We start from the raw sequence: 21,627 nt of genomic DNA, 5'->3' as shown, positions 1-21,627 counted from the left end.
GACTTCACCTTGACGTCCGGCGAGGTCCAGCTCACGACAGAAGTCACGCCTCATTGTCGCCAATCTTCAGCGATATCAACCGCTGGCCTGAGGCGGCCAGGTATCCGAAGAACGCAGCCAGCACGAGCAGTATCGGTACGCCGCCGGTGTTCGTGCCTTCGAGGAATACGCCATAGATTCCCGCGCCGCCGGCAAGACCGCAGGTCGTGCGAGCGATCCAGCCAAGCTGCGACCAGTCATCCGTATCCGAGCTTGGACGCGGTCTCTCACCGCGGTCATCAGGATCCACTGGACTCACGTTGTGGATCCTCCCGCATGCGCTGCTGGAACGCCAACCGTTGGGCCTCAGAGGAGAGCATGGCCCAGTCTCGATACGGGCGCCAGATTCCGCGAGACGAGCGCGTACGGGGCCTGAATCTAGACCACTTTACGACCACAATTTAACCGCCAAATGCCATGTTTGCCCGTTGGCAACCAATGGTCAACGCCCTTATTTTTAAGGGAATCAGCAACTCTCGTCCACAATCAACTAGACCTGATGTCGACACGGCGCTTGAATGTTGGTCGGTTTCGGCGGAGGAGAATTGATCGTCCCGTTAACGCGGGACTCAGCCAGACGCGGACCGTTCTCGTGCGCGCGGCAGCGCGCTGGGCCGCGGGCGGTAGCCCGGCGAAAGGCTGGGGGGTGGGTGGGGTGTTGGCGTAGTCTGCGACGAAGGAGCGGGCGTAGCCGACGCGGGGGAAGAAGACTCCGTGTACGTGTTGGCGTAGCCCACCCTGCGGTGGATGTTCGCGAGGGTGGGCCTTCGGCGTACTGGGGTTAGCGGAGGGTGTTGAAGGAGTCTCGGAGGATTTCTAGGGCTTCGGTGGTTTCTTCCTCGGTCAGGGTCATCGGGGGCGCCATTCGGAGGACGTTGCCGTAGAGGCCGCCCTTGCCGATCAGGAGGCCGCGGTTCTTGGTTTCTTGTTGCAGTCGCGCGGTGGTGGCCGCGTCGGGGGTGTTGTCGGCGGGGTCGACGATCTCGGTGGCGAGCATCAGGCCCTTGCCCCGGACGTCGGCGAGCTCGGGGAACTCCTCGGCGATCCCGCGCAGACCGTCGGCCAGCTGGGCACCGCGCTTGGCGGCGTTCGCCTGCAGATCGTGGTCGAGCAGGTAGTCGATGGTGGCCTTGGCGGCGCTGGTGGAGATCGGGTTGCCGCCGAAGGTGGACAGGGAGTTCGCCTTGATGCTGTCCATCAGTTCGGGTTTGGCGACCACGCCGCCGATGGCGAAGCCGTTGCCGAGGCCCTTCGCGAACGTCATGGCATCCGGTACGACGCCGTGCGCCTGGATACCCCAGAAGTGTTCGCCGGTGCGGCCCCAGCCGGTCTGGACCTCGTCCGAGATGAACAGGATCCCGTACTCGTCCAGTACCTCCTTGAAGGCGCCGTACAGGCCGTCGGGCGGGGAGGCGAAACCGCCGACGCCCTGGATCGGCTCGGCGATCAGGCAGGCGACGTCACCGGCGGTCGTGGTCTCGATGACGTTGCGCAGGTCCTCGACGCAGACCTTGATGTAGTCGGCGTCCGGCAGGTTCTTGAACGGGCTGCGGTAGTGGTACGCACCCTGCAGGTACTGCACGTTGACCGGCGACAGGCTGCTCGCGGACCAGCCGCGGTTGCCGGTGATCGCGACGGTGCCGAAGGCGCGGCCGTGGTACGAGTTCCGCATCGCCAGGACCTGGTTGGAACGGCGGTTCTGGGTGGCGAGCAGCAGGGCGGCCTCGTTTGCCTCGGTCCCGGAGTTGGCGAAGAAGACCTTCGCGTTCTCGATCCCGGACAGTTCGGCGATCTGCTCGGCCAGCTCGATCTGCTTGCGGATCAGGTACACCGTCGAGGTGTGCGCGATCCCGCTGCTCAGCTGCTCCCGCACCGCGTCCGAGATCTCCGCGATGTCGTAGCCGATCGCGTTGGTCAGGATGCCGGCGAAGAAGTCGAGATAGCTGTTGCCCTCGCCGTCGGTGACCCGGCGGCCGGATCCCTGGACGATCTCGATCGGCTCCTCGTAGTACAACGCCAGCCAGTCCGGCATGACGGCCTTGTGACGCTCCCAGAGCTCCGCATGTGTCATGTCCTAAGCATTACCTCAAAGCGCGGTCCGCTGATAGAGGCCTCCTGTCAGATTAAGGTGCTCTGCGTGACACAGCCGAGCGTTCCGCACGTGGACATCGAGTCCCTGGACCATTTCGACCGAGTCCTGGCCGCCGGTGCGACCACCATGGTCGGGTGGCGGGTCCAGTCGGTGGATCTGACCGGCCGGACGGCACAGCTGCTCGGTCTGGACCCGCTCGGCGCATTGTTTCTCGGCTGTCTGCTGGAGGAGAAGTCGGACCGCTGGATCCGCGACGGTGGCGGGCTGGTGTTCCCTGCGATCCCGGAGCTCCCGTTCGACTCGTACCGCGGCACGCTGTACACCGCAGAGGACCTGTACGCCGGTCTGGATCGCGGGTACGACGCCACCCCGGATGCGCGCATTTACGCATGGTCACGGCTGCACGACGAGCGTGGTGACACCAGCCGCACGCTAGCGACCGCCCTGCACGACCACGCGATCGCAGACGCGCTCCACGAGCTCCCGGACACCGGTCCCTGGGTCGGCGTGATGGGCGGCCATGGCATCGCCCGCACAGACCCGACGTACCGGGCTGCTGTTCTGCTCGGCCGCAAGCTCGCCCGCGACGGCCGCACCGTCGTTACCGGCGGCGGGCCGGGCGCCATGGAGGCCGCGAACCTCGGGTCGTTGTTGGCCGAGTACGACGACGCTGCGGTGGACGCGGCTCTCGCCTCACTCGCGGCGGCGCCGTCGTTCCGCCCGTCGATCGGCGACTGGGCCACCACGGGCCTCGCCGTACGGCGGGAGTACCCGGGCGACGGCGGTGTCTCCGTTCCCACCTGGTTCTACGGTCACGAGCCGCCGAACGTGTTCGCCACCTCGATCGCGAAGTACTTCTCCAACGCGCTCCGCGAGGACGTCCTGCTCAGCCGGGCGCGCGGTGGCATCCTGTACCTGCCCGGAGCGGCCGGCACCGTGCAGGAGATCTTCCAGGCCGTCACCCCGAACTACTACGGCGACCCCGCCACCCAGATCCCCCTCATCCTGGTCGGCGTCGAGCACTGGACGGTCAACCTCCCCGTCTGGCCGTTGTTGCAGTCACTCGCGGCCGACCGCCCGATGGTGATCCAGTTGGTCGACACCATCGACGAGGCCGCTGCACTCGTCAGCTGACGCGAGTCGGCTTGAATTGCATCTGGGGGTTGGCGTACGCCTCCTGGGACTCTACGAGCTGTAGCTCGCGCTCACCTGATGCGTGGGTGTTGGTGAGCAGGTCGAAGACGCTGGAGGTGGTGCGGGCCAGGGCGTCGGCCAGGTCGCCGGTGCGGCGGTAGTGCGCAGTGAAGAGGGCTGCGGTCACATCGCCGGAGCCGTTGGCCTTCATGGGGATGTACGGCGTCTGGATGAGCCAGGCGCCGGTGTCGTCGACAGCCAGCATCTCGATGGTGCCGTCCTCGCGGTCTGGGCGCTCGACGCTGGTGACCAGGACGGTGCGCGGGCCGGTGGCGCGGACGAGCTCTACTGACGCCAGGGTGGACTCAAGGGTGTCCGGCTCGGTGTCGGTCAGGAAGCCGAGCTCGAACTGGTTGGGCGTGATGATGTCGGCCGCCGGGACCACGCGGTCCTTCAGCAGCACCGGAATCGCCGGGGCGACGAAACACCCGGACTTCGCGTTGCCCATCACCGGGTCGCAGGAGTAGACCGCTTGCGGGTTGGCCGCCTTCACCCGCTCCACGGTCTCCAGGATGACGTCGGCGATCCCCTCACCGCCCTGGTAGCCCGACAGCACCGCGTCGATCTGCGGGAAGGCGCCGCGCTCCTCGATCCCCAGCACAACCTCGCGTACGTCGTCCGGACTGATCAGCGGCCCGCGCCAAGCGCCGTACCCGGTGTGGTTCGAGAAGTTCACCGTGTAGACCGGCAGCACCTCCACCCCGATGCGCTGGAGCGGGAAAACGGCAGCCGAGTTACCCACGTGCCCATAGGCCACCGCGGACTGAATGGAGAGGATCTTCACCCCTCGATCATCCCATCCAGCTGTTTGGTCAGCTTCACGTCCTCCTCGGTGAAGCCCAGCGCCCGGTAGAACGCGAGCGCCCGCGCATTGGCCGCACCGGTGTCCAGAGTGATTGTCGCCAGCCCCAACCGTGTTGCCTCCGCCGTGGCTGCATCGATGAGCGCTCGGCCAACGCCGTGCCCCTCGTGCTGCGCAGAGACGACCAGCTCACCGATGTACAGCTCGGATGTGCCAGACCAATGCGACCGCAGCTGCCCGGACACGAACCCGGCGACCACACCGGGCGACACCTTCGGTGAGGCGCGGGGCAAGTGCGAGTACGGCGTCGCGATCGGCGGACTGGTACGGCCGGATCCTCATGTGTTACTGACTCAGCAGGCGCTCGGCCTCTTCGAGGAAGAGGTCTACTTCCATGACGTCGTAGCCCTCGCGGATGCGGACCGAGGAGAACTGCTTGGTGCTGACCTCGCGGGCGGTGACGGGACGGTCTGTCGGGACGCCGTTCACGGTTGCGAGGATGCGTTCGACGAAGTCGTCGACCTCGGCCATGTCGTAGCCCTCGCGGAGCTTCACCGGGGTGAAGCGCGGGGGCTGCAGGAGCTGGCGCGGGGGCTGCGGCTGGTACGGCGGGGCGGTCGGAGCGGCGGCCATGCCCTGGGCGGCCGTTTCGAGGAAGGTGTCGACCTCGGCCACGTCGTAGCCTTCGCGGAAGCGGACTGGGGTGAAGCTGACGTTGCGGATGTCGGCTGCGGTCACCGGGGCGCCGACGTACCGGCCCTCGACGGTGGCGGCGAGGCGTTCGACGAAGGCGTTCACCTCGTCGATGTCGTAGCCCTCGCGCCAGCGGACGCGGGTGAACATCGGGCCTTACTTGCTGGCGGCGGCGAGCTGGCCGCAGGCGCCGTCGATCTCCTGGCCGCGGGTGTCGCGGACGGTGGTGGAGATGCCGCCGGCCTGGAGGCGGCGGACGAACTCGCGCTCGTCGGCGGGGTCGGAGGCGGTCCACTTGGAGCCGGGGGTCGGGTTCAGCGGGATCAGGTTGACGTGCACCCAGCCCCAGTCGCCGCGGGCGCGGAGCTTCTCGGCGAGCAGGTCGGCGCGCCAGGCGTGGTCGTTGATGTCGCGGATCATCGCGTACTCGATGGAGACCCGACGCTTGGTCTTCTCGGCGTAGCCCCAGGCGGCGTCGAGGACCTCGTCGACCTTCCAGCGGTTGTTGATCGGGACCAGCTCGTCGCGCAGCTCGTCGTCCGGCGCGTGCAGCGACAGCGCGAGCGTGACCGGGATGCCCTCGCCGGCGAGCTGATTGATCCGCGGCACCAGGCCGACGGTCGAGACCGTCACGCCGCGCGCGGAGATACCGAGGCCCTCCGGCGACGGGTCGGTGAAGCGGCGGACAGCACCGATGACGGCCTTGTAGTTGGCCATCGGCTCGCCCATGCCCATGAAGACGATGTTGCTGACCCGCCCCGGGCCGCCGGCGATCTCACCGCGGGCCAGTGCGCGGGCGCCGTCGACGACCTGCTCGACGATCTCCGCGGTGCTCATGTTCCGGGTCAGGCCGGCCTGACCGGTCGCACAGAACGGGCACGCCATCCCGCAACCGGCCTGCGACGAGACGCACATCGTGGTGCGGTCCGTGTAGCGCATCAGCACGGACTCGACCAGCGAACCGTCCAGCAGCTTCCACAGGGTCTTGCGCGTGGTCCCGTTGTCGCACTCCATGTCGCGGACCTTGGTCAGCAACGGCGGCATCAGGTCGGCCACGAGCTTGTCGCGGGTCGCGGCCGGCAGATCGGTCATCTCGGCCGGGTCGGACGTCAGCCGGGAGAAGTAGTGGTTCGACAGCTGCTTGGCCCGGAAAGCGGGCTCCCCCAGCGCGGCGACCGCCTCGCGGCGCTCCTCCCCGGACAGGTCGGCCAAGTGCCGCGGCGGCTTCTTGGCACGGCGCGGCTCATCGAAAACGAGAGGCAGGGAGGTAGTCATAACCGACCCATTGTCGCCTGCGGGCCCAACCATTCACAAATTCACATCCACGACGTGCTACGGATCACTCCGCGGCCTTGCGGTCCGAGTGACCGAGCTGGCGATCCGGGGCGATCCGGTCGCGCACCATCTGCTTCAGCAGCGGGATCTCGGCGAACCCACCCTCGGCCTTCCGCGACCACAGCAGCTCCCCGTCCAGCGAGATGTCGAAGATCCCACCGGTGGACGGCACCAGCGCCACCTCCCCCAGCTCCTTGGGGAACGTCGTCAACAACTCCTGCGCGGTCCAAGCCGCCCGCATCAACCACCGGCACTGCGTGCAGTACTCGATCTCCAACCGCGGCGCTCTGCTCACCTCCTTAAACTACATTTCCCTCCCATGACGCACTTCTGGGTCCACGGTGTGGGCGTCCTCGAGGACGAAGCCACCGAACGCCTGACCGAGCGCCACCCCGGCTGGCGTTTCACCGACGGCACACCGCCTGCAGACGCCGCGTCGACGTACTGGTCGCCCGCTCCCCCACCCGCGAACTGGTTGCCGCCAGCCCGCGATTGCGGACGCTGATCGTCCCGTTCGCCGGAGTCCGGCAAGAGGTGCGCGATCTGCTGGAGCAGTTCCCACAGGTGCAACTGCGAACCGTGCACCACAGCGCGGGGCCGACAGCTGAGCTTGCGGTGGCACTGGTGTTGGCTGCGGCCCGCGCCATCGTACCTGCCGACCAGGGGATGCGCACCGGCGACTGGACCGCCCGCTACGTGCCACCGAACCCGACGATGATTCTGGGCGAGCATCCAGCTTTGGTGATCGGGTACGGCGAAGTGGGCCGCCGGATCGCCCGTGCGTTGAACGGACTCGGTATGCGGGTCCACGTGGTGCGTTCGACCGAGCAAAGCGGTGTGGACGGCGACATCCGCATCCACCCTCGTTCCGAGCTGCCTCAGCTGGTCAGCCAGGCGCGCGTCGTCGCACTGGCTATTCCTGGCTCGCCTGCGACGGACGGTCTGTTCGGTGCGGGCCTCATTGCGCAACTGCCTGAGCCCAGTGTGCTGGTGAACGTCGCCCGCGCGACCGTGGTCGACGAACGCGCCCTGTACGAGCGGCTGCGTGCCGGCGGGGTCGCTGCCGGCCTGGACGTCTGGTGGGAGGAGGCCAGGTCGGCCGATGCGGTGACCGGAGTCACCGCATCGACGTACCCGTTCCACGAGCTGCCGAACGTTGTCCTCAGCCCGCATCGTGGTGGTGCGTTCAGCCTGCGTGAGGTCCGCGACCTGCGCCTTGAGCACGTGGAAGCGATCCTCAGGGAACTAGCTCAGGCTGAGTAGCCCTTCGGGGGGATCAGGGTCGCGAGCTGGTTGAAGGTCAGCCAGTACGTCGCGTTCGGGTTGAAGCCGGCCGGGTCGGCGATCAGCACCGTCGAGTCGCTCGAGTCGTACCCGATCACGGTGAAGTAGTGCCAGATCGTGTAGTTCGGGTAGCCCGGCGGGTGGTTGTTGGCCGGGGCAACGATGTTCGCGACCAGGGCCCAGCCGCGGTCGATGTCGTAGGTGATGTCCTGCCAGAGCAGGTTGCGCTGCGCCTGGGTGGGCGGGTCGTTCGGCATCTCCTTGGTCTCGTAGTAGGAGGTGCCGAGGCGGTTGTTGAGTACCCGGGTGACCTGACCGATCCAGTCGGTCCCGTTCTGGTCCGTGGGCAGCTCATTGGCCAGCTGCTGCTGGCTGGGCAGATTCGACGTCTTGGCCGAGAGCGCGATCCGGGTCGCGGCCGGGCCGCACCAGTAGCCGGTCTGCTGGTACTGGAACTGGATGTTCAGCGTCTTGAGCACCTGGGTGCTGTAGCCCAGCTTGGGGACGGGCTTGGCCGCTGCGACGGCTTCGGCCGAGATGGCCGGCGCGGGACCGGCGATGGCGGGGGCGGACGCCATCGGCAGTGCGGTTGCGGCGACCAGGGCCAGACCGCAGAGTGCGGCCTTGATTTTCGGCGGGGTGTGTCTCATGTCAACTCCCTCAGCCTCACGGAGTGACCCGGGGTGGTCGCTCCAGCACTGAGTGCATTCGACTTCGGCGCGAATGTAAACCCCTGCCCAGAATCGTCACACAACCGTCAGATACTCACACGGCGGTGTTTCCGCAGGTCAGCGGCCTGCAGCGAGCGTTCGGCAGGCTCCAGAAAAGGATCAGAACTTTTCGATGTTGCTCGAAGAGTCACCCGACGGTCGGCTCGATGATCTCCCGGACCAGCCACTGGACCGCCCGCTCCGGGTACGGCCGGGGCAGCGACAGCACGATGTGATCGAACCCCAGGTCGACAGCTCCACGCACGATCGCCCGCGTCGAGGACGGATCGTCGTACGAGACGATCTGCTGCAGTGACCGGCTGATCGAAGCCGGATCCCGGCCGATCGCCGCACACTCGGCGTCGAGCCGCCGGATCCGGTCGGCCAGGAAATTGAGGTCATTGTGCGGCGGGCCGCTGATGTTCCAGATATCGGCGCACTCCGCGATCAGCCGCATCATCCGGTTTCCCCAGCCGCCGATCAGCAGCGGCGGCCCCGGACGCTGGATCGGCTTCGGCGCGTTCCAGGTCTGCTCGAGCGTGTAGTAGCGACCGTGGAAGTCGAAGACCTCCTTCGTCCACATCGCCCGCAGGATCTCGATCGTCTCCCGCAGCCGATCGACGCCTTCCCCCGGTGACACGAGGCTCAACCCGTACGCCGCATACTCCGCGGCGGCGGGATTCGGACCGGGAAGGCCCCCGGCCCCATCCGGCTGCCGGGTGCCGCCCACGCCGAGGCCCATCACGAGGCGGCCGCCGGAGATGACGTCGAGCGTGCTGGCGATCTTGCCCAGTACGGCGGGCGGCCGGATCCGGTTACTGGTGACCAGCAGACCGAGCCGGAGCCGGCTCGTCTGGGCGGCGAGCGCCGCGAGCAGCGTCCAACCCTCCAGCACGTCACCACCTTTTGGGCCGGCCAACGGCAGGAAGTGGTCCCACAACCACGCATCGCGGAACTGCGGGGCCTCGTCGGCGTCCCGCCAGACGCGCTGGATGTCGGCGTACGGGACATGCATCGGGGTGGTCTTCAGACCGAAGGTCGGTTCCATAATCATCAGACTAGCTGATGATCAGCCCTCCTGACGATCAGTTCCCCGGTAGATTCGAACGCATGGCGTCCGATCGGCTGGGATATCTGCTCAAACACGTTCTGGCGCGCCTGACCGAGGCGCAGACCGAGGCGCTGGCGCCGCACGGGCTGAACGGCCGCGACCTGGCCGTGTTGTCCGCGATCGCGTCCGGAGAGCCGCTGTCGCAACTGGAGGTCGCCGCGCGGCTCCGGGTGGACCGGACGTCGATCGGCGACCTGATCGACGGTCTCGAGGAGCGCGGGCTGGTCGAGCGCCGGCGCAGCGCGGAGGATCGCCGCCGCAACGTCGTCGTACTGACGACCGCGGGCGAGCGCACGTTCGAGTCAGCCGAGCGGGTTCGGCACGAGCTCGAACGCGAGTTCCTGGCGCCGCTCCGCGACGGCGATCGGTTCCGGGCGGACCTGCGGCTGCTGCTCGGGGAATGAGCCGTCCGGGGCCGCGGTTGCTCCGAGTATGGGCTTGTTGTCAGGGGTGCCGCTGTCGGTTCTGGACCGGTCGCGGCGGCGTGCTGGCGAGTCGGAGGCCGAGACGCTGCGCGCGACCGTCGACCTGGCGCAGGAGGTCGAGAAGCTCGGCTACAAGCGTTTCTGGGTGTCTGAGCACCACAGCGTGCCTGGAGTGATCGGATCCGCCCCTACGGTGCTGGCTGCGGCCGTGGCAGCGCGCACTGACACGATCCGGGTCGGTACCGGTGGCGTGATGCTGCCGAACCATCAGCCGCTGGTAGTGGCGGAGCAGTTCGGCGTCCTGGAGTCGCTGTACCCGGGCCGGATCGACATGGGCCTCGGGCGCTCGGTCGGCTTCACCAACGGCATCCGTCGCGCACTGGGCGTCGAGAAGGACGCGGCTGAGGACTTCGCAGTCCAGCTCAAGGAACTCCTCGGGTACTTCGATGGCACTCAGCAGGCCCATCCACAGGTACACGCCCGTCCTGGCGAGGGTCTGCGCATCCCGGCGTTCATTCTGGCGATCGGTGAGGGCGCCGCGCTGGCCGCGTCGTTCGGGCTCCCCTTGGTGATCGCGGGCGTGAAGGGCGAGGCAGAGCTGGTGCAGCTGGTTGAGCGCTACCGCGCCGAGTTCCGCCCATCCACCTCGGCTTCGCGACCATACGTCGTACTGGCTGCGACCGCCGCGGTTGCGCCGACGACTGAGCAGGCCAGGGAGCTGTTGCTACCGGAGGCATGGGCGACTGCGTACACGCGGACGCGCGGGGTGTTTCCGCCGCTGGAGTCCGCTCCCCCGGCCGAGATGACGGCGAAGGAACGGGAACTCTTCGACAACGCGTTGACCGGGCAGATCTACGGGACGCCGGCTGAGGTCGACACCGCGCTCGGCGGGCTGGTACGGCGTACTGGCGCGGACGAGGTCCTGGTCACCACGAACACGTACGACCGTGGTGACCTCGTCGCCTCGTACACCGCGCTCGCGGAGCTGACTAACGGTTGATCCGCTCCTCGAGGCGTTTGCGCACCTCGGGCCACTCGTCGGCCAGGATCGAGAAGACCACGGTGTCGCGCCACGATCCGTCGGCCTGCGCCATGTGCCGACGAAGGACGCCTTCGCGGGTCGCACCGAGCTTGGCGATCGCGGCCTGGGAATGAGTGTTCTTCAAGCCGGTCTGAATCTTCAGACGACCGAATCCGCAGTCCTCGAAGGCGTGCTTCATCAGCAGCAGCTTGGCCGCCGGGTTGACGGCAGTCCCCCACACCGAGGGGGCGTAGCCCGTCCAGCCGAGATGGATCCGCTCGTTCGGTACGTCGACATCGCCGAGACTCGACGTCCCGATCAGAGTGCCCGCCGCGCCAAGGGGGCTATCGGCAACCAACCGGACGCCGTACGCGAACCGCTTGGCCGCGGCGGGGATCCAGGACTCCCGCATCTCAGCTGCACTCTTCGGCGCGACACCGCCACCGAAGCCGCCGGCGTACACCTGCTCGTTGCCGATCGCGGCGTAGAGCTCGTCATAGTCGTTGTCCTGCAGGCGATCCAGGCGGACCACCTCACCCACCAGCGAACGCCCGTCCGGTGCGATCGTCATGCCCTCACCCCTTCACCAGAAGATGCAGCAGCAGCCACACCGCGGGCGCCGTCGCCAGCAGCGAGTCCAGCCGGTCCATCACACCGCCGTGACCGGGCAGCAGGTTCGACATGTCCTTGATGCCCAGATCGCGCTTGATCATCGACTCGCCGAGGTCACCGACGGTCGCGGTCACCACGGCCACCGCGCCGACGATCGCGCCGACCCACCAGCTCCCGTCCAGCAGGAAGACGACCGAGGCGATACCGGCACCGACACAGGCCAGCGTCGAGCCGGCGAAACCCTCCCAGGACTTCTTCGGGCTGATCGTCGGCGCCATCGCGTGTTTGCCGAACAGGACACCGGCCACGTAACCGCCGATATCGCTGGCGACGACCACCAGGAAGAAGGTGAGGACGCGCAGCGGCCCGTCGGCGTCCGGCTGGACCAGCAGGATCGCGAACCCGGCGAGCAGCGGCACGTACCCGATCAGGAAGATCCCGGCGCTGGTGTCCCGGACGAACCCGACCGAACCGCCCGGCATCCGCCAGAACAGCGTGGCCAGGACCGTGCCCGCCATCGCGACCAGCAGCGCCATCGGTCCGCCGAAGTACGCGGCCACCAGCATCGCCGCCGTACCGACGAAGACCGGGACCCGCGGGATCACCGCGCCACCGGTCCGCAGCGACTTGATCATCTCGTCCACGGCCACCAGGACGGCGGCCAGCACGACGAAGATGAACAGCACCTTCTCCCAGAACAGGGAGCCGATGATGACCACACCCAGGCCGAGGCCGACCCCGATCGCCGCGGGCAGGTTACGCCCGGCGCGACCCGGATCCGGCGTGGGTTTCGGACTCGGTGCGGGCGGCGTGCTCTCGACGCCCATCACACCTCGAGCAGTTCGGCTTCCTTGTGCTTGAGCAGCTGGTCGATCGAGTCGACGTACTTCTTCGTCATCCCGTCGAGCCGCTTCTCAGCACTCTTGCCCTCGTCCTCGCCGGCTTCGCCGTCCTTGACCGACTTGTCGATCGAGTCCTTGGCGTGCCGGCGGATGCTGCGCACCGAGATCTTGGCGTCCTCGCCCTTGGTCTTGGCGACCTTGATGTACTCCTTGCGGCGGTCCTCGGTGAGCTGCGGCATCGTGACCCGGATGACCGAGCCGTCGTTGCCGGGGTTCACGCCGAGGTCGGAGTCGCGGATCGCCTTCTCGATCGCGGCCATCGCGCCCTTGTCGTACGGCGAGATGAGCACGGTCCGCGGGTCCGGGACCTGGAAACCGGCCAGCTGCTGCAGGGGCGTCGGGGAACCGTAGTAGTCGGCCACGATGTTCGAGAACATCGACGGGTGCGCGCGGCCGGTGCGGATCGCGGCGAAATCGTCCTTGGCGACCTCCACGGCCTTCGCCATCTTCTGCTCGGCTTCGCGGAGTGCTTCGTCGATCACGACATTCCCTCGCTTCCTCAGGGCCGCGTCCGCGCGGCCCGTTTCGTGACGATCCTAGTGGTACGGCGGCCCGAACCGGGGGACTACCCCGGGGCGACGACAGTACCGATCTTGTCCCCGTGCACGACCCGGGCGATGTTGCCCTCCTCGAGACCGAAGATCACGATCGGCAGCGCGTTGTCGCGGGCCAGGCTGATCGCGGTCGCGTCGGCGACCCGCAGACCGCGGGCCAGGAAGTCGTCGTACGAGAGCTGGTCGAACTTGACCGCGTCCGGGTTCGTCTTCGGGTCGGAGTCGTAGACACCGTCCACACCCTGCTTGCCCATCAGCAGCGCCTCGGCGCCGACCTCGAGCGCGCGCTGGGCGGCGACCGTGTCGGTGGAGAAGTACGGCATGCCGGAGCCCGCGCCGAAGATGACCACGCGGCCCTTCTCCAGGTGCCGCTCGGCCTTGCGCGGGATGTACGGCTCGGCGACCTGGCCCATCGTGATGGCGGTCTGCACCCGGGTCTCGATCCCGAGCTTCTCCAGGAAGTCCTGCAGCGCCAGGCAGTTCATCACGGTGCCGAGCATGCCCATGTAGTCGGCGCGGTTGCGTTCCATCCCGCGCTGCTGGAGCTCCGCACCGCGGAAGAAGTTGCCGCCGCCGACGACGATGGCGACCTGGACACCGGCCTGGACCACCTCGGCGATCTGGCGGGCGATCGAGTTCACCACGTCGGGGTCGACGCCGAGCTTGCCGCCGCCGAACACCTCACCCGACAGTTTCAGCAGCACCCGCCGGTAGGCGGGCGAAGACGGCGAAGAGGCCGGATTCGTCTCGGTACCCAGGGTTTCCGTCACGATTCCGGCCTCTCCTCAATGTCCTGCAGTGGTGCCGTGCTGTGTCGTCGGTCCTGCAGGCCTCAGGCGCCGACCTCGAAGCGGGCGAACCGCTTCACGGTCACACCGGCCTCGTCGAGAACCGCCTTCACGGTCTTCTTGTTCTCCGTGACCGACGGCTGCTCGAGCAGCACGACCTCCTTGAAGAAGCCGTTCACCCGGCCTTCGACGATCTTCGGGAGCGCGCCCTCGGGCTTGCCCTCCTCGCGCGCGGTCGCCTCGGCGATCCGCTGTTCGTTCGCGACCGTCTCGGCCGGAACCTCGTCGCGGGTGGTGTAGAGCGGACGCATCGCGGCGGCCTGCATGGCAGCGCCACGGGCGGCCTCGACGTTGTCACCCTCGAACTCGACCAGGACGCCGACCTGAGCCGGCAGGTCCGCGGCGCGCTTGTGCATGTACGCCGTCACCTGGCCCTCGAACACGGCGACCTTGCCGAGCTCCAGCTTCTCGCCGATGACCGCGGCCAGCGCCTCGATGTTCTCGGCGACCGACTTGCCGTCGGCGAGCTTCTCGGTGAGCAGGCCCTCGATGTCGCCGACCTTGCTGGCCGACGCGTGCGCGACGATGTCGGCCGCGAGCTGCTGGAACTGCTCGTTCTTGGCGACGAAGTCGGTCTCGCAGTTCAGCTGGACCAGGGCGTTCTCGGCCGCGGCCACCAGGCCGTTGCTGGCGGAGCGCTCGGCGCCCCGCTTCTGTGCCTTGGCCGCGCCGTGGATGCGCAGCTCCTCGATCGCCTTCTCGAAGTCGCCGTCGGTGGCCTCGAGGGCCTTCTTGGCGTCCATCATGCCCGCGCCGGTGGTGTCGCGGAGCTTCTTCACGTCAGCGGCGGTGTAGTTCGCCATTCCTCGTTCTCTCGTCTGTGTCGATGCGGCTGGATGGGCGGAGCTGTCCGGTGCCCTGCCGCCCGCGGAGGCGGGCGGCAGGATCAGCGGGTCTCAGGCCTCGTCGGCCTTCGGGGCCTCGGCGGCCGGGGTCTCCTCGGCAACCGGAGCCTCTTCGGCAGCCGGAGCCTCGGCAACCGGAGCAGCCTCGGCGGCAGGCGCCTCGACAGCCTCGGCCTCAGCGGTGGGCGCCTCGATGGCGGTGGCCTCAGCGGCAGCTTCCTCGGCCTTCGGGGCCTCGTCGGCCTTGGGGGCCGCAGCGGCGCCGTTCTGGCTCTCCAGCAGCTCGCGCTCCCAGGCAGCCAGCGGCTCCTCGGCGCCCAGCTCCTCGCCGGCCGCGGCAGCGCCCTGGCCACCGCGCGACATCAGACCGTCGGCGACGGCGTCGGCGACCACGCGGGTCAGCAGGCCGACCGAACGGATCGCGTCGTCGTTGCCCGGGATCGGGAAGTCGACCTCGTCCGGGTCGCAGTTGGTGTCCAGGATGCCGATGATCGGCAGCTTGAGCTTGCGCGCCTCGTCGACCGCGAGGTGCTCCTTCTTGGTGTCCACGATCCACACGGCGGCCGGGACCCGGGCCATGTCGCGGATACCGCCGAGGGTCTTGAGCAGCTTGTCGTGCTCGCGACGCTTCTGCAGCAGCTCCTTCTTGGTGACACCGGAGGCGGCGACATCGTCGAAGTCGATGAGCTCCAGCTCCTTGAGCCGCTGGAGCCGCTTGTTGACGGTCTGGAAGTTGGTGAGCATGCCGCCCAGCCAGCGCTGGTTCACGTAGGGCATGCCGACCCGGGTCGCCTGCTCGGCGATCGCTTCCTGGGCCTGCTTCTTGGTGCCGACGAACAGAATCGCGCCACCGGCGGCGACCGTGCTGCGGACGAACTCGTACGCCCGGTCGATGTAGGACAGCGACTGCTGCAGGTCGATGATGTAGATGCCGTTGCGCTCGGTGAGGATGAATCGCTTCATCTTCGGGTTCCAGCGCCGGGTCTGGTGCCCGAAGTGGACACCGCTCTCGAGCATCTGCTTCATGGTCACGACGGCCATGAGGTGGTCCTCCTGTCGCGCGCCCCCAGGTATCGCCCCGGGCAACGCACTCTCGGTTGTTTCGCGATGGACCGGTTGGCCACCGCGCCTGATGCCCGTCGTCCGGCCCCATCCAGACCGTGAGGCCAGGACCGAGGGGGTCGCACAGTGGTGCGGGCATGCGTAGTCGCCCCACACGAGGCGGGACGCCACCGGAAGTCTACGGGACCAACCCCACCGGAAGCGAACTGGGGACGGGTTGTCCACAGGCGGCAACTCGGCCGCCGGAAACGGCGCTTTCCGCGGCATCTTCCAGGTATGAACATTGCCGCCCTTCTCCTCGCCCTCCCAGCCGCCCTCACACCGTCACCGCCCGCCGTCGCGCCGCCTTCGGCCGCCGCTTGGCCGCTGCACCCACGACCGGCCGTCCTGCACGGCTTCGACAACCCTTCCGAGCCGTGGCTGCCCGGCCATCGCGGGGTGGACCTGGCGGGCTTCCCGGGTCAACCCGTCCTCGCCGCCACCGACGGCACAGTCGCGTACGCCGGTTCGGTGGCCGGGATCGGCGTGGTCACAGTCGCCTCCGGCCCACGCCGTACGACGTACCAGCCGGTCGTGCCGGCGGTTCGGGCCGGGACGGTGGTGACCGTCGGCACGCTCATCGGCCATCTGTCGGCGGCCGGGTCGCACTGTGCGCCCGCGACCTGCCTGCACTGGGGACTGCGGGAGGGCGAGCGCTATCTCGATCCGCTGACCCTGCTCCCGGACCGACCGGTCAGGCTACTGCCGCTGGGCCGATCAGTGCCACTGGGCCGATCAGCTCCCGGGGACGCGCGCCTGCCAGGCGTCTTCGTCCTTGGAGCGACGCTCGACACCGGCGGGGAGCTTGTTCTTGGCCAGGTCGATCAGCGTCGTGTGCTCGAGAACGTCACGCAGGCTGGCCCGCGCGGCGATCCAGACCCGCTGCAGGACGACTGCCCGCTCGTTGTAGGCGACGCTCTCCGGCCGCACGCCGGAGATGCTCACGATCGGCCCGTCGACGGCCCGCATCACGTCGGCGACCGAGATCTCGTTCGGATCCACCGCGAGCTTCCAGCCGCCGGACTGCCCGCGCTGGCTGGCCAGGATGCCGGCCCGGCGCAGATCGGCCAGGATGCCCTGCAGGAAGCCGTGCGGGATCCCCTGTGCACGACTGAGCTCCTCGGCCGACACCACCGAGGGGTCGTTGGCCACCCAACGTTGGGTGATCTCGATCAGCGCCCGCAACGCATAGTCAGACTTCGCCGAAACCCGCATGGTCCGCAGTCTGCCGCATTCCGGCCGGTCGCCGCCGCACCAGGTGCAGCGACACACCCCAGCTCAGGCGCGGGGATGAGCCTGTTCGTAGGCCTTGCGGAGCCGGTCGGTCGAGACATGCGTGTAGATCTGGGTGGTCGCCAGCGAAGCGTGACCGAGCAACTCCTGCACGCTACGCAGGTCCGCGCCGCCCTCCAGCAGGTGCGTCGCCGCTGTGTGCCGCAGGCCGTGCGGCGAAAGGTCCGGCGCCTCGACGACCGCGATCCGCTCGTGCACCAGTCGCCGGACGGCGCGCTGATCGATCCGCCCGCCACGGGCTCCGAGGAAGACCGCGGGGCCGCTGCCGGTGCGGGCCAACTGCGGGCGCGCCTCGGTCAGCCAGCAATCGAGTGCCTTGGCGGCCGGAACGCCGTACGGGACCGAGCGTTCCTTGCGGCCCTTCCCGAAGACCCGGACGACGCGGCGGGAGGTGTCGATGTCGTCGATGTCCAGCGAGCAGAGTTCGCCGACCCGGATACCCGTTGCGTAGAGCAACTCCATGATCGCGAGATCGCGCAGCCCGACCGGGCTGCCGTCGTCGGCAGCGACCGCGGCGGCGTCCAGCACGGCCCGCGTGTCGGTCAGGTTGAGCACGCCCGGAAGGCTCTTGTGCGGCCGCGGACTGGCCAGCAGGGCGCCGGGATCGGTCGCGATCCGCCCGGTCCGGTGGGCCCAGGCGGTGAAGACACGCGCGGCGGTCGCCCGGCGGGACATCGTGCTCCGCGACTTGCCCAGGCTCTGCTGCTTGGCCAGCCAGGACCGCAGGGCACGGATGTCGAGCCCCGAGAGATCGTTGTGACCAAGCCGAATCAAATGATCGAGTAGATCCGCGATATCTCCGAGGTACGCTCTGACGGAGTGTTTGCTGAGGTCTCTTTCCGCCGTCAGATGCCGTTCGTAGTCGGTCAGTAACACCGTGAGACCCTCCGGCCAGGCTGTGCCGTCCGGTGTGGGTGACGGGTTCGCGCTGACTTCGCCCGGCGTCATGCCTCGACCATGCGGGAGCGGGACCGCCATCGCAAGCCACCGCGCGGACGTCGGGAAGAGGAGGTCTGGTCGATTAGCCCGACGGTCGACTACTGTTCGGCCCGATTGCCCTAGTAGCAACGGAGGCACCCCTGACCATGGCCCCCTCAGCGAACGGACAGACCGTAGGCCGGCGCCTGCCGGTCGAGTCGGCGTTCACTCGAGTCGAGGATGCACGGCACCGTCTGCCGCGCCTGTTCGGTCGTCGCGACCTGGTCGTTCTCGGCCTGGGCGTGATGATCGGTTCCGGCATCTTCAGTATCAGCGGCAACCAGGCGGCCCTGACCGCCGGTCCGGCCGTGATCCTGTCGTTCGTCATCGCAGCGATCGTGTGCCTGCTGGCCGCGGCCTGTTACGCCGAGCTGTCCTCGACGATCCCGGTTTCGGGAAGCGCCTACACCTTCAGTTACGTGACCTTCGGCGAGATGTGGGCCTGGCTGGTCGGCTGGGCCCTCGTGCTCGAGCTCGTCACCGCGGCCGCGATCGTCGCCCGGGTCTGGTCGGCGTACGCGCTGGCCACCCTGGACGGGTTCGGCATCACCCTGCCCGAGAATGTCGCGCAGTACTTCGGCCCGACCGCCAAGGTGAACCTGGTCGCGCCGCTGCTGCTGCTCCTGCTCACCGCGATGGTGGTCACCGGGACGAAGCTGTCCGCCCGGGTGCTGACCGTGGTCGTGGCCGCGAAGGTGGCCGTGATCCTGCTGGTGATCGTGGTCGGCGCGACGCACATCAACTGGGACAACTACACGCCGTTCGTGCCGATCGCGCGGGCTGCGCCTGCAACGGCCAGTCCGACGTTGTTCAGTTGGATAGTCGATTCGTCGTTCGGCACCTTCGGGACGATGGGAATCTTCACCGCCGCGAGCACGATCGTCTTCGCCTATATCGGCTTCGACCTGATCGCGACCGCGTCCGAGGACGCGCGGAACCCGCGCAAGACGGTCCCACAGGGCATGCTGCTCGGTGTCGGCGCCGTCACGATCCTCTACATCGCGATGGCCGTGGTCCTGGTCGGCATGCGGCCGTACGGTCAGCTCGCCGGTAGTGCACCGGTCTCCAGTGCGCTCTCGGCAGTCGGGGTCGGCTGGGCCGCCAAGGTGGTCAATCTGGGTGCCCTACTGGCGCTGATGACCGTCATCATGGTGGTCCTGATCGGCCAGAGTCGCGTGCTGTTCAACATGGGCCGTGACGGTCTGCTGCCGAAGAGCCTCGGGCGGGTCAGCCGGGTCTACTCCTCGCCGGCCCGGGCCGCGGGTGTGGCCGGTCTGGCCGCGGTGGCACTCACGCTGTATCCGAGCGTGCTGCAGCTCGAGGAGTTGCTCGTCATCGGAGCCCTGTTCTGCTTCGCGTTCTGTGCGGTCGGCGTACTCAGGCTGCGCCGCACCGAGCCGGATCTCGAGCGTGGGTTCCGGGTGCCTCTGGTGCCGCTGGTGCCGTTGCTCTCGCTGGGCGCGACGGTGTGGCTGATGCTCAACCTGAAGACCAGCACCTGGGCCAAGTTCGGTATCTGGATGGCGCTCGGGCTGGCGATCTACGGGCTCTACGGACGCTGGCACAGCCGGCTGGCCAACGAGGACAGCTGGGAGTTCGACATCGGCGACACCGACCCCGGGACGGGTGGCCTGCAGGCTGTCCGGCAGGAGCCGGAGCGAACCGGTGAGCTGAAGGCGATCCGTACCCCACAGCAGAATCCGCAGAAGCCGACTCGCGGTAAGCACATGCGCAACTGACCTCCTGCGCTTCTTGCCTGACCTTCTTCGCCGTCTGTGGTTTTCCACAGGCGGCGAAGTCGTTCCAGAACCGAGGCCCGATCCCGGCATCTTCTCTGTCGGAGGTGGTCATCGATGCAAACCAGCAACGCAGTTGGGCAGTACGGCGAGGAGCTCGCCAGCAGGTATCTCACGACCCAGGGTCTGGTCATCCTCGAGCGCAACTGGCGCTGCCCGATCGGCGAGATCGACATCGTCGCCCGCGAGGGTGGCACGCTCGTCATCTGTGAGGTGAAGACCCGGCGAGGGCTCGGCTACGGGTCGCCGCTGGAGTCGATCACGTACCGCAAACTCACCACGTTGCGGAAGCTGGCCGGTGCCTGGCTGCGCAGCCACGAGGTCCGGCCCCGGGAGGTACGGATCGACTTCGTCGCTGTCCTGATCACCCCCGACGCTCCCCCGCAGGTGGATCATCTGCGAGGGGCGGCCTGATGACGCTCGCACACATGTGGTCCGTCGCCCTGGTCGGGCTGGAGGGGCATCTGGTCGAGGTCGAGGCCGATATCGCCCAGGGCCTGCCCAAGACCACCCTGATCGGCCTGCCGGACACCTCGCTCTCGGAGGCCCGGGACCGGGTCCGGGCGGCCGTGGTCAACAGCGGTGAGAAGTTCCCCGACCGCAAGGTCACCATCGCCCTCTCCCCCGCGACCCTGCCGAAGACCGGCTCGCACTACGACGTCGCTATCGCCTGTGCTCTACTCGCAGCCGCGGGCGTGGTCGAGGCGGTGTCATCACGGCGCACCGCGATCATCGGCGAGCTCGGCCTGGACGGCCGGATCCGCGAGGTCCGCGGTGCCCTCGCGATGACGCTGGCCGTGGCCCGGTCCGGGTTCGATCGCATCGTCGTGCCGGAGCTGAATGCGGGTGAGGCGCGGCTCGTTCCGGGGATCGAGGTCTACGGCGTGCGGTCGCTGCGTCAGGTGCTGGCGTTGCTGCGCGGGGTCGAGATTCCGGACGAGGCGGCGCCGCAGGCCGAGCCACGACTGCTGTCGGAGTCGCTGACGCGGGTTCCGGAGGTCGATCTGCACGACGTGATCGGGCAGCAGGAGGGCCGCCGGGCGATCGAGGCAGCAGCCGCGGGTGGCCATCACCTGTTCCTGCACGGTCCACCCGGTTCGGGCAAGACGATGCTGGCCGAGCGGCTGGCCGGGCTGATGCCGGATCTCAGTACCGACGAATCGCTGGAGGTGTCGGCAGTGCATTCGCTGGCCGGGATGCTCACCGGTGAGGCCGAGCTGGTCTCACGACCGCCGTTCATCGCGCCTCATCACACCGCCTCGTTGTCGAGCCTGGTCGGTGGTGGTTCGGGGGTGCCGCGTCCGGGAGCGATCAGCTGCGCACATCGCGGGATCCTGTTCATCGACGAGGCGCCCGAGATGCATCCGCTGACTCTGGACACCTTGCGACAGCCGCTGGAGTCCGGGTTCGTCGAGGTCCACCGGTCGGCAGCGGTGGCGAAGTTCCCGGCCCGTTTCATGCTGGTGCTCGCCGCGAATCCCTGTCCCTGCGGCATGTCCGGCGTCCGGCACGCGGTCTGCAACTGCACACCCCAAGCACTCGCGCGATACCGGCAACGCATCAGCGGCCCGATCAAGGACCGCCTCGACATCCAGCGCCAGATCCTTCCCGCGAGCCGTGGCAGCACCGACGCCGAGTCCTCCGAGCCGACCGCTGCCGTCGCCGCCCGGGTCCAGGCCGCCCGGGATCGTCAGTCCGCCCGCTACCGCGACAGCCCGTGGACCCTCAACAGCCAAGTCCCCGGTGCAGTCCTGCGCCGCGACTTCCCCCTCGATGCCAAAGCCCAGGCACTCCTCGAGGACCACTACTCCACCGGCCGCCTGACCGGCCGCGGCTTCGACCGCGTCGTCCGCCTCGCCTGGACCCTTGCCGACCTCCGCGGCCTCCCCCAGCCAACCCTTGAGCTGACCCACGAGGCCTTCCAACTCCGTACCGGCGAAACCCTCACCCCTCTCGCAGACACCCGCCCCCTCAAAGGACGCGCCTCATGAC

The 21,627-nt window shown here is 68.2% G+C and carries 25 protein-coding genes and 1 pseudogene; 9 read left to right on the top strand and 17 right to left on the bottom strand.

Annotation, left to right across the window (positions count from 1 at the left end):
• Positions 1-43 precede the first annotated feature (43 nt).
• Complete coding sequence (locus E1261_RS12585; RefSeq protein ID WP_132406070.1) at positions 44-289, bottom strand: hypothetical protein; 246 nt, start codon at positions 287-289, stop codon at positions 44-46.
• A 531-nt stretch (positions 290-820) separates the two neighbouring features.
• Complete coding sequence (locus tag E1261_RS12580; protein ID WP_132406068.1) at positions 821-2,110, bottom strand: aspartate aminotransferase family protein; 1,290 nt, start codon at positions 2,108-2,110, stop codon at positions 821-823.
• Between the two features lie 66 nt (positions 2,111-2,176).
• On the opposite strand from E1261_RS12580, the gene E1261_RS12575 reads away from it, so the two are divergent.
• On the top strand, positions 2,177-3,265 hold the full coding sequence (locus tag E1261_RS12575; protein WP_132406066.1) for an LOG family protein: 1,089 nt from the start codon (positions 2,177-2,179) through the stop codon (positions 3,263-3,265).
• On the opposite strand, the gene pdxY is transcribed toward E1261_RS12575, so the two are convergent.
• The 5 genes from pdxY to E1261_RS12550 all read right to left on the bottom strand — a co-directional run bounded on the left by pdxY (position 3,258) and on the right by E1261_RS12550 (position 6,450).
• Entirely contained in the window at positions 3,258-4,109 is an 852-nt protein-coding gene (pdxY, locus tag E1261_RS12570; RefSeq protein ID WP_132406064.1) for a pyridoxal kinase PdxY, read from the bottom strand. The genes E1261_RS12575 and pdxY overlap by 8 nt on opposite strands.
• Positions 4,106-4,387, bottom strand: a complete 282-nt coding sequence (locus tag E1261_RS12565; protein ID WP_165952473.1) for a GNAT family N-acetyltransferase — start codon at positions 4,385-4,387, stop codon at positions 4,106-4,108. Before E1261_RS12565 ends, pdxY begins: the two co-directional genes overlap by 4 nt.
• An 85-nt stretch (positions 4,388-4,472) precedes the next feature.
• Positions 4,473-4,970: a DivIVA domain-containing protein gene (locus E1261_RS46855; RefSeq protein ID WP_132406060.1), complete on the bottom strand. Its 498-nt coding sequence runs from the start codon at positions 4,968-4,970 to the stop codon at positions 4,473-4,475.
• 6 nt (positions 4,971-4,976) lie between these two features.
• A complete protein-coding gene (gene rlmN / locus E1261_RS12555) occupies positions 4,977-6,095 on the bottom strand; it encodes a dual-specificity RNA methyltransferase RlmN (RefSeq protein WP_132406058.1) in 1,119 nt (372 codons plus the stop codon).
• Positions 6,096-6,159: 64 nt separating this feature from the next.
• A complete protein-coding gene (locus E1261_RS12550; protein ID WP_132406056.1) occupies positions 6,160-6,450 on the bottom strand; it encodes an Rdx family protein in 291 nt (96 codons plus the stop codon).
• 24 nt (positions 6,451-6,474) lie between these two features.
• On the opposite strand from E1261_RS12550, the gene E1261_RS45235 reads away from it, so the two are divergent.
• Positions 6,475-6,660 (top strand): hypothetical protein, encoded by a 186-nt coding sequence (locus E1261_RS45235; protein ID WP_165952472.1) that lies wholly within the window; start codon positions 6,475-6,477, stop codon positions 6,658-6,660.
• Between the two features lie 29 nt (positions 6,661-6,689).
• Positions 6,690-7,418, top strand: coding sequence for an NAD(P)-dependent oxidoreductase (locus E1261_RS12545; protein WP_165952471.1), 729 nt, complete (start codon positions 6,690-6,692; stop codon positions 7,416-7,418).
• Here E1261_RS12545 and E1261_RS12540 read toward each other — a convergent pair.
• Entirely contained in the window at positions 7,406-8,089 is a 684-nt protein-coding gene (locus E1261_RS12540) for a C39 family peptidase (RefSeq protein WP_132406052.1), read from the bottom strand. The genes E1261_RS12545 and E1261_RS12540 overlap by 13 nt on opposite strands.
• A 208-nt stretch (positions 8,090-8,297) precedes the next feature.
• The gene (locus E1261_RS12535) at positions 8,298-9,197 is read right to left on the bottom strand and encodes an LLM class flavin-dependent oxidoreductase (RefSeq protein ID WP_238176165.1); all 900 of its coding nucleotides are present in this window, start codon (positions 9,195-9,197) and stop codon (positions 8,298-8,300) included.
• A 62-nt stretch (positions 9,198-9,259) separates the two neighbouring features.
• On the opposite strand from E1261_RS12535, the gene E1261_RS12530 reads away from it, so the two are divergent.
• Both E1261_RS12530 and E1261_RS12525 read left to right on the top strand, forming a co-directional pair.
• On the top strand, positions 9,260-9,664 hold the full coding sequence (locus E1261_RS12530) for a MarR family winged helix-turn-helix transcriptional regulator (protein ID WP_132406050.1): 405 nt from the start codon (positions 9,260-9,262) through the stop codon (positions 9,662-9,664).
• Positions 9,665-9,692: 28 nt separating this feature from the next.
• Positions 9,693-10,685 (top strand): LLM class flavin-dependent oxidoreductase, encoded by a 993-nt coding sequence (locus tag E1261_RS12525; protein WP_132406048.1) that lies wholly within the window; start codon positions 9,693-9,695, stop codon positions 10,683-10,685.
• On the opposite strand, the gene E1261_RS12520 is transcribed toward E1261_RS12525, so the two are convergent.
• From E1261_RS12520 to rpsB, 6 genes are all read right to left on the bottom strand, one after another.
• A complete protein-coding gene (locus tag E1261_RS12520; protein WP_132406046.1) occupies positions 10,675-11,277 on the bottom strand; it encodes a GNAT family N-acetyltransferase in 603 nt (200 codons plus the stop codon). The genes E1261_RS12525 and E1261_RS12520 overlap by 11 nt on opposite strands.
• Before the next feature lie 4 nt (positions 11,278-11,281).
• Positions 11,282-12,145, bottom strand: a complete 864-nt coding sequence (locus tag E1261_RS12515) for a phosphatidate cytidylyltransferase (RefSeq protein WP_132406044.1) — start codon at positions 12,143-12,145, stop codon at positions 11,282-11,284.
• Positions 12,145-12,699: a ribosome recycling factor gene (gene frr / locus E1261_RS12510; protein WP_272948577.1), complete on the bottom strand. Its 555-nt coding sequence runs from the start codon at positions 12,697-12,699 to the stop codon at positions 12,145-12,147. Before frr ends, E1261_RS12515 begins: the two co-directional genes overlap by 1 nt.
• A gap of 86 nt (positions 12,700-12,785) precedes the next feature.
• Complete coding sequence (pyrH, locus tag E1261_RS12505; protein WP_420814010.1) at positions 12,786-13,544, bottom strand: UMP kinase; 759 nt, start codon at positions 13,542-13,544, stop codon at positions 12,786-12,788.
• Between the two features lie 62 nt (positions 13,545-13,606).
• Positions 13,607-14,425 (bottom strand): translation elongation factor Ts, encoded by an 819-nt coding sequence (tsf, locus tag E1261_RS12500; protein ID WP_132406040.1) that lies wholly within the window; start codon positions 14,423-14,425, stop codon positions 13,607-13,609.
• Positions 14,426-14,518: 93 nt separating this feature from the next.
• On the bottom strand, positions 14,519-15,508 hold the full coding sequence (gene rpsB / locus E1261_RS12495; RefSeq protein ID WP_132406038.1) for a 30S ribosomal protein S2: 990 nt from the start codon (positions 15,506-15,508) through the stop codon (positions 14,519-14,521).
• A gap of 297 nt (positions 15,509-15,805) precedes the next feature.
• Here rpsB and E1261_RS47120 point away from each other — a divergent pair.
• Positions 15,806-16,177: pseudogene (locus E1261_RS47120) on the top strand (peptidoglycan DD-metalloendopeptidase family protein); the annotation flags it as partial.
• Between the two features lie 126 nt (positions 16,178-16,303).
• Here the strand turns inward: E1261_RS47120 and E1261_RS12485 are convergent.
• Together E1261_RS12485 and E1261_RS12480 are read right to left on the bottom strand one after the other, a co-directional pair.
• Entirely contained in the window at positions 16,304-16,783 is a 480-nt protein-coding gene (locus E1261_RS12485) for an RrF2 family transcriptional regulator (RefSeq protein ID WP_132406036.1), read from the bottom strand.
• A gap of 63 nt (positions 16,784-16,846) precedes the next feature.
• Positions 16,847-17,809 (bottom strand): tyrosine recombinase XerC, encoded by a 963-nt coding sequence (locus E1261_RS12480; RefSeq protein WP_132406034.1) that lies wholly within the window; start codon positions 17,807-17,809, stop codon positions 16,847-16,849.
• 137 nt (positions 17,810-17,946) lie between these two features.
• On the opposite strand from E1261_RS12480, the gene E1261_RS12475 reads away from it, so the two are divergent.
• The 3 genes from E1261_RS12475 (at position 17,947) to E1261_RS12465 (ending at position 21,626) form a co-directional block, all read left to right on the top strand.
• Positions 17,947-19,578 carry an APC family permease gene (locus tag E1261_RS12475; RefSeq protein ID WP_132406032.1) on the top strand — a complete coding sequence of 544 codons (1,632 nt, stop codon included), beginning with the start codon at positions 17,947-17,949 and terminating at the stop codon, positions 19,576-19,578.
• Between the two features lie 114 nt (positions 19,579-19,692).
• Positions 19,693-20,049 (top strand): YraN family protein, encoded by a 357-nt coding sequence (locus E1261_RS12470; RefSeq protein WP_132406030.1) that lies wholly within the window; start codon positions 19,693-19,695, stop codon positions 20,047-20,049.
• Positions 20,049-21,626, top strand: coding sequence for a YifB family Mg chelatase-like AAA ATPase (locus tag E1261_RS12465; RefSeq protein WP_132406028.1), 1,578 nt, complete (start codon positions 20,049-20,051; stop codon positions 21,624-21,626). Before E1261_RS12470 ends, E1261_RS12465 begins: the two co-directional genes overlap by 1 nt.
• The last annotated feature ends 1 nt before the right edge of the window (position 21,627 follow it).

The sequence above is a fragment of the Kribbella albertanoniae genome (assembly GCF_004348455.1).
In the GTDB taxonomy this organism is placed as follows: Bacteria; Actinomycetota; Actinomycetes; order Propionibacteriales; family Kribbellaceae; genus Kribbella; species Kribbella albertanoniae.
Note: the sequence above shows the minus strand (reverse complement) of the source record. Positions and strands in the feature narration are given on the sequence as shown.

What these genes read in the sequence shown, in the direction of transcription:
- E1261_RS12540 (WP_132406052.1), bottom strand. Translation starts at nt 8,089, where the DNA reads ATGAGACACACCCCGCCGAAAATCAAGGCCGCACTCTGCGGTCTGGCC.
- E1261_RS12530 (WP_132406050.1), top strand. Translation starts at nt 9,260, where the DNA reads ATGGCGTCCGATCGGCTGGGATATCTGCTCAAACACGTTCTGGCGCGC.
- E1261_RS46855 (WP_132406060.1), bottom strand. Translation starts at nt 4,970, where the DNA reads ATGTTCACCCGCGTCCGCTGGCGCGAGGGCTACGACATCGACGAGGTG.
- E1261_RS12480 (WP_132406034.1), bottom strand. Translation starts at nt 17,809, where the DNA reads ATGACGCCGGGCGAAGTCAGCGCGAACCCGTCACCCACACCGGACGGC.
- E1261_RS12465 (WP_132406028.1), top strand. Translation starts at nt 20,049, where the DNA reads ATGACGCTCGCACACATGTGGTCCGTCGCCCTGGTCGGGCTGGAGGGG.
- E1261_RS12475 (WP_132406032.1), top strand. Translation starts at nt 17,947, where the DNA reads ATGGCCCCCTCAGCGAACGGACAGACCGTAGGCCGGCGCCTGCCGGTC.
- E1261_RS12470 (WP_132406030.1), top strand. Translation starts at nt 19,693, where the DNA reads ATGCAAACCAGCAACGCAGTTGGGCAGTACGGCGAGGAGCTCGCCAGC.
- rpsB (WP_132406038.1), bottom strand. Translation starts at nt 15,508, where the DNA reads ATGGCCGTCGTGACCATGAAGCAGATGCTCGAGAGCGGTGTCCACTTC.
- E1261_RS45235 (WP_165952472.1), top strand. Translation starts at nt 6,475, where the DNA reads ATGACGCACTTCTGGGTCCACGGTGTGGGCGTCCTCGAGGACGAAGCC.
- E1261_RS12515 (WP_132406044.1), bottom strand. Translation starts at nt 12,145, where the DNA reads ATGGGCGTCGAGAGCACGCCGCCCGCACCGAGTCCGAAACCCACGCCG.
- tsf (WP_132406040.1), bottom strand. Translation starts at nt 14,425, where the DNA reads ATGGCGAACTACACCGCCGCTGACGTGAAGAAGCTCCGCGACACCACC.
- E1261_RS12535 (WP_238176165.1), bottom strand. Translation starts at nt 9,197, where the DNA reads ATGGAACCGACCTTCGGTCTGAAGACCACCCCGATGCATGTCCCGTAC.
- E1261_RS12485 (WP_132406036.1), bottom strand. Translation starts at nt 16,783, where the DNA reads ATGCGGGTTTCGGCGAAGTCTGACTATGCGTTGCGGGCGCTGATCGAG.
- E1261_RS12525 (WP_132406048.1), top strand. Translation starts at nt 9,693, where the DNA reads ATGGGCTTGTTGTCAGGGGTGCCGCTGTCGGTTCTGGACCGGTCGCGG.
- E1261_RS12520 (WP_132406046.1), bottom strand. Translation starts at nt 11,277, where the DNA reads ATGACGATCGCACCGGACGGGCGTTCGCTGGTGGGTGAGGTGGTCCGC.
- E1261_RS12580 (WP_132406068.1), bottom strand. Translation starts at nt 2,110, where the DNA reads ATGACACATGCGGAGCTCTGGGAGCGTCACAAGGCCGTCATGCCGGAC.
- rlmN (WP_132406058.1), bottom strand. Translation starts at nt 6,095, where the DNA reads ATGACTACCTCCCTGCCTCTCGTTTTCGATGAGCCGCGCCGTGCCAAG.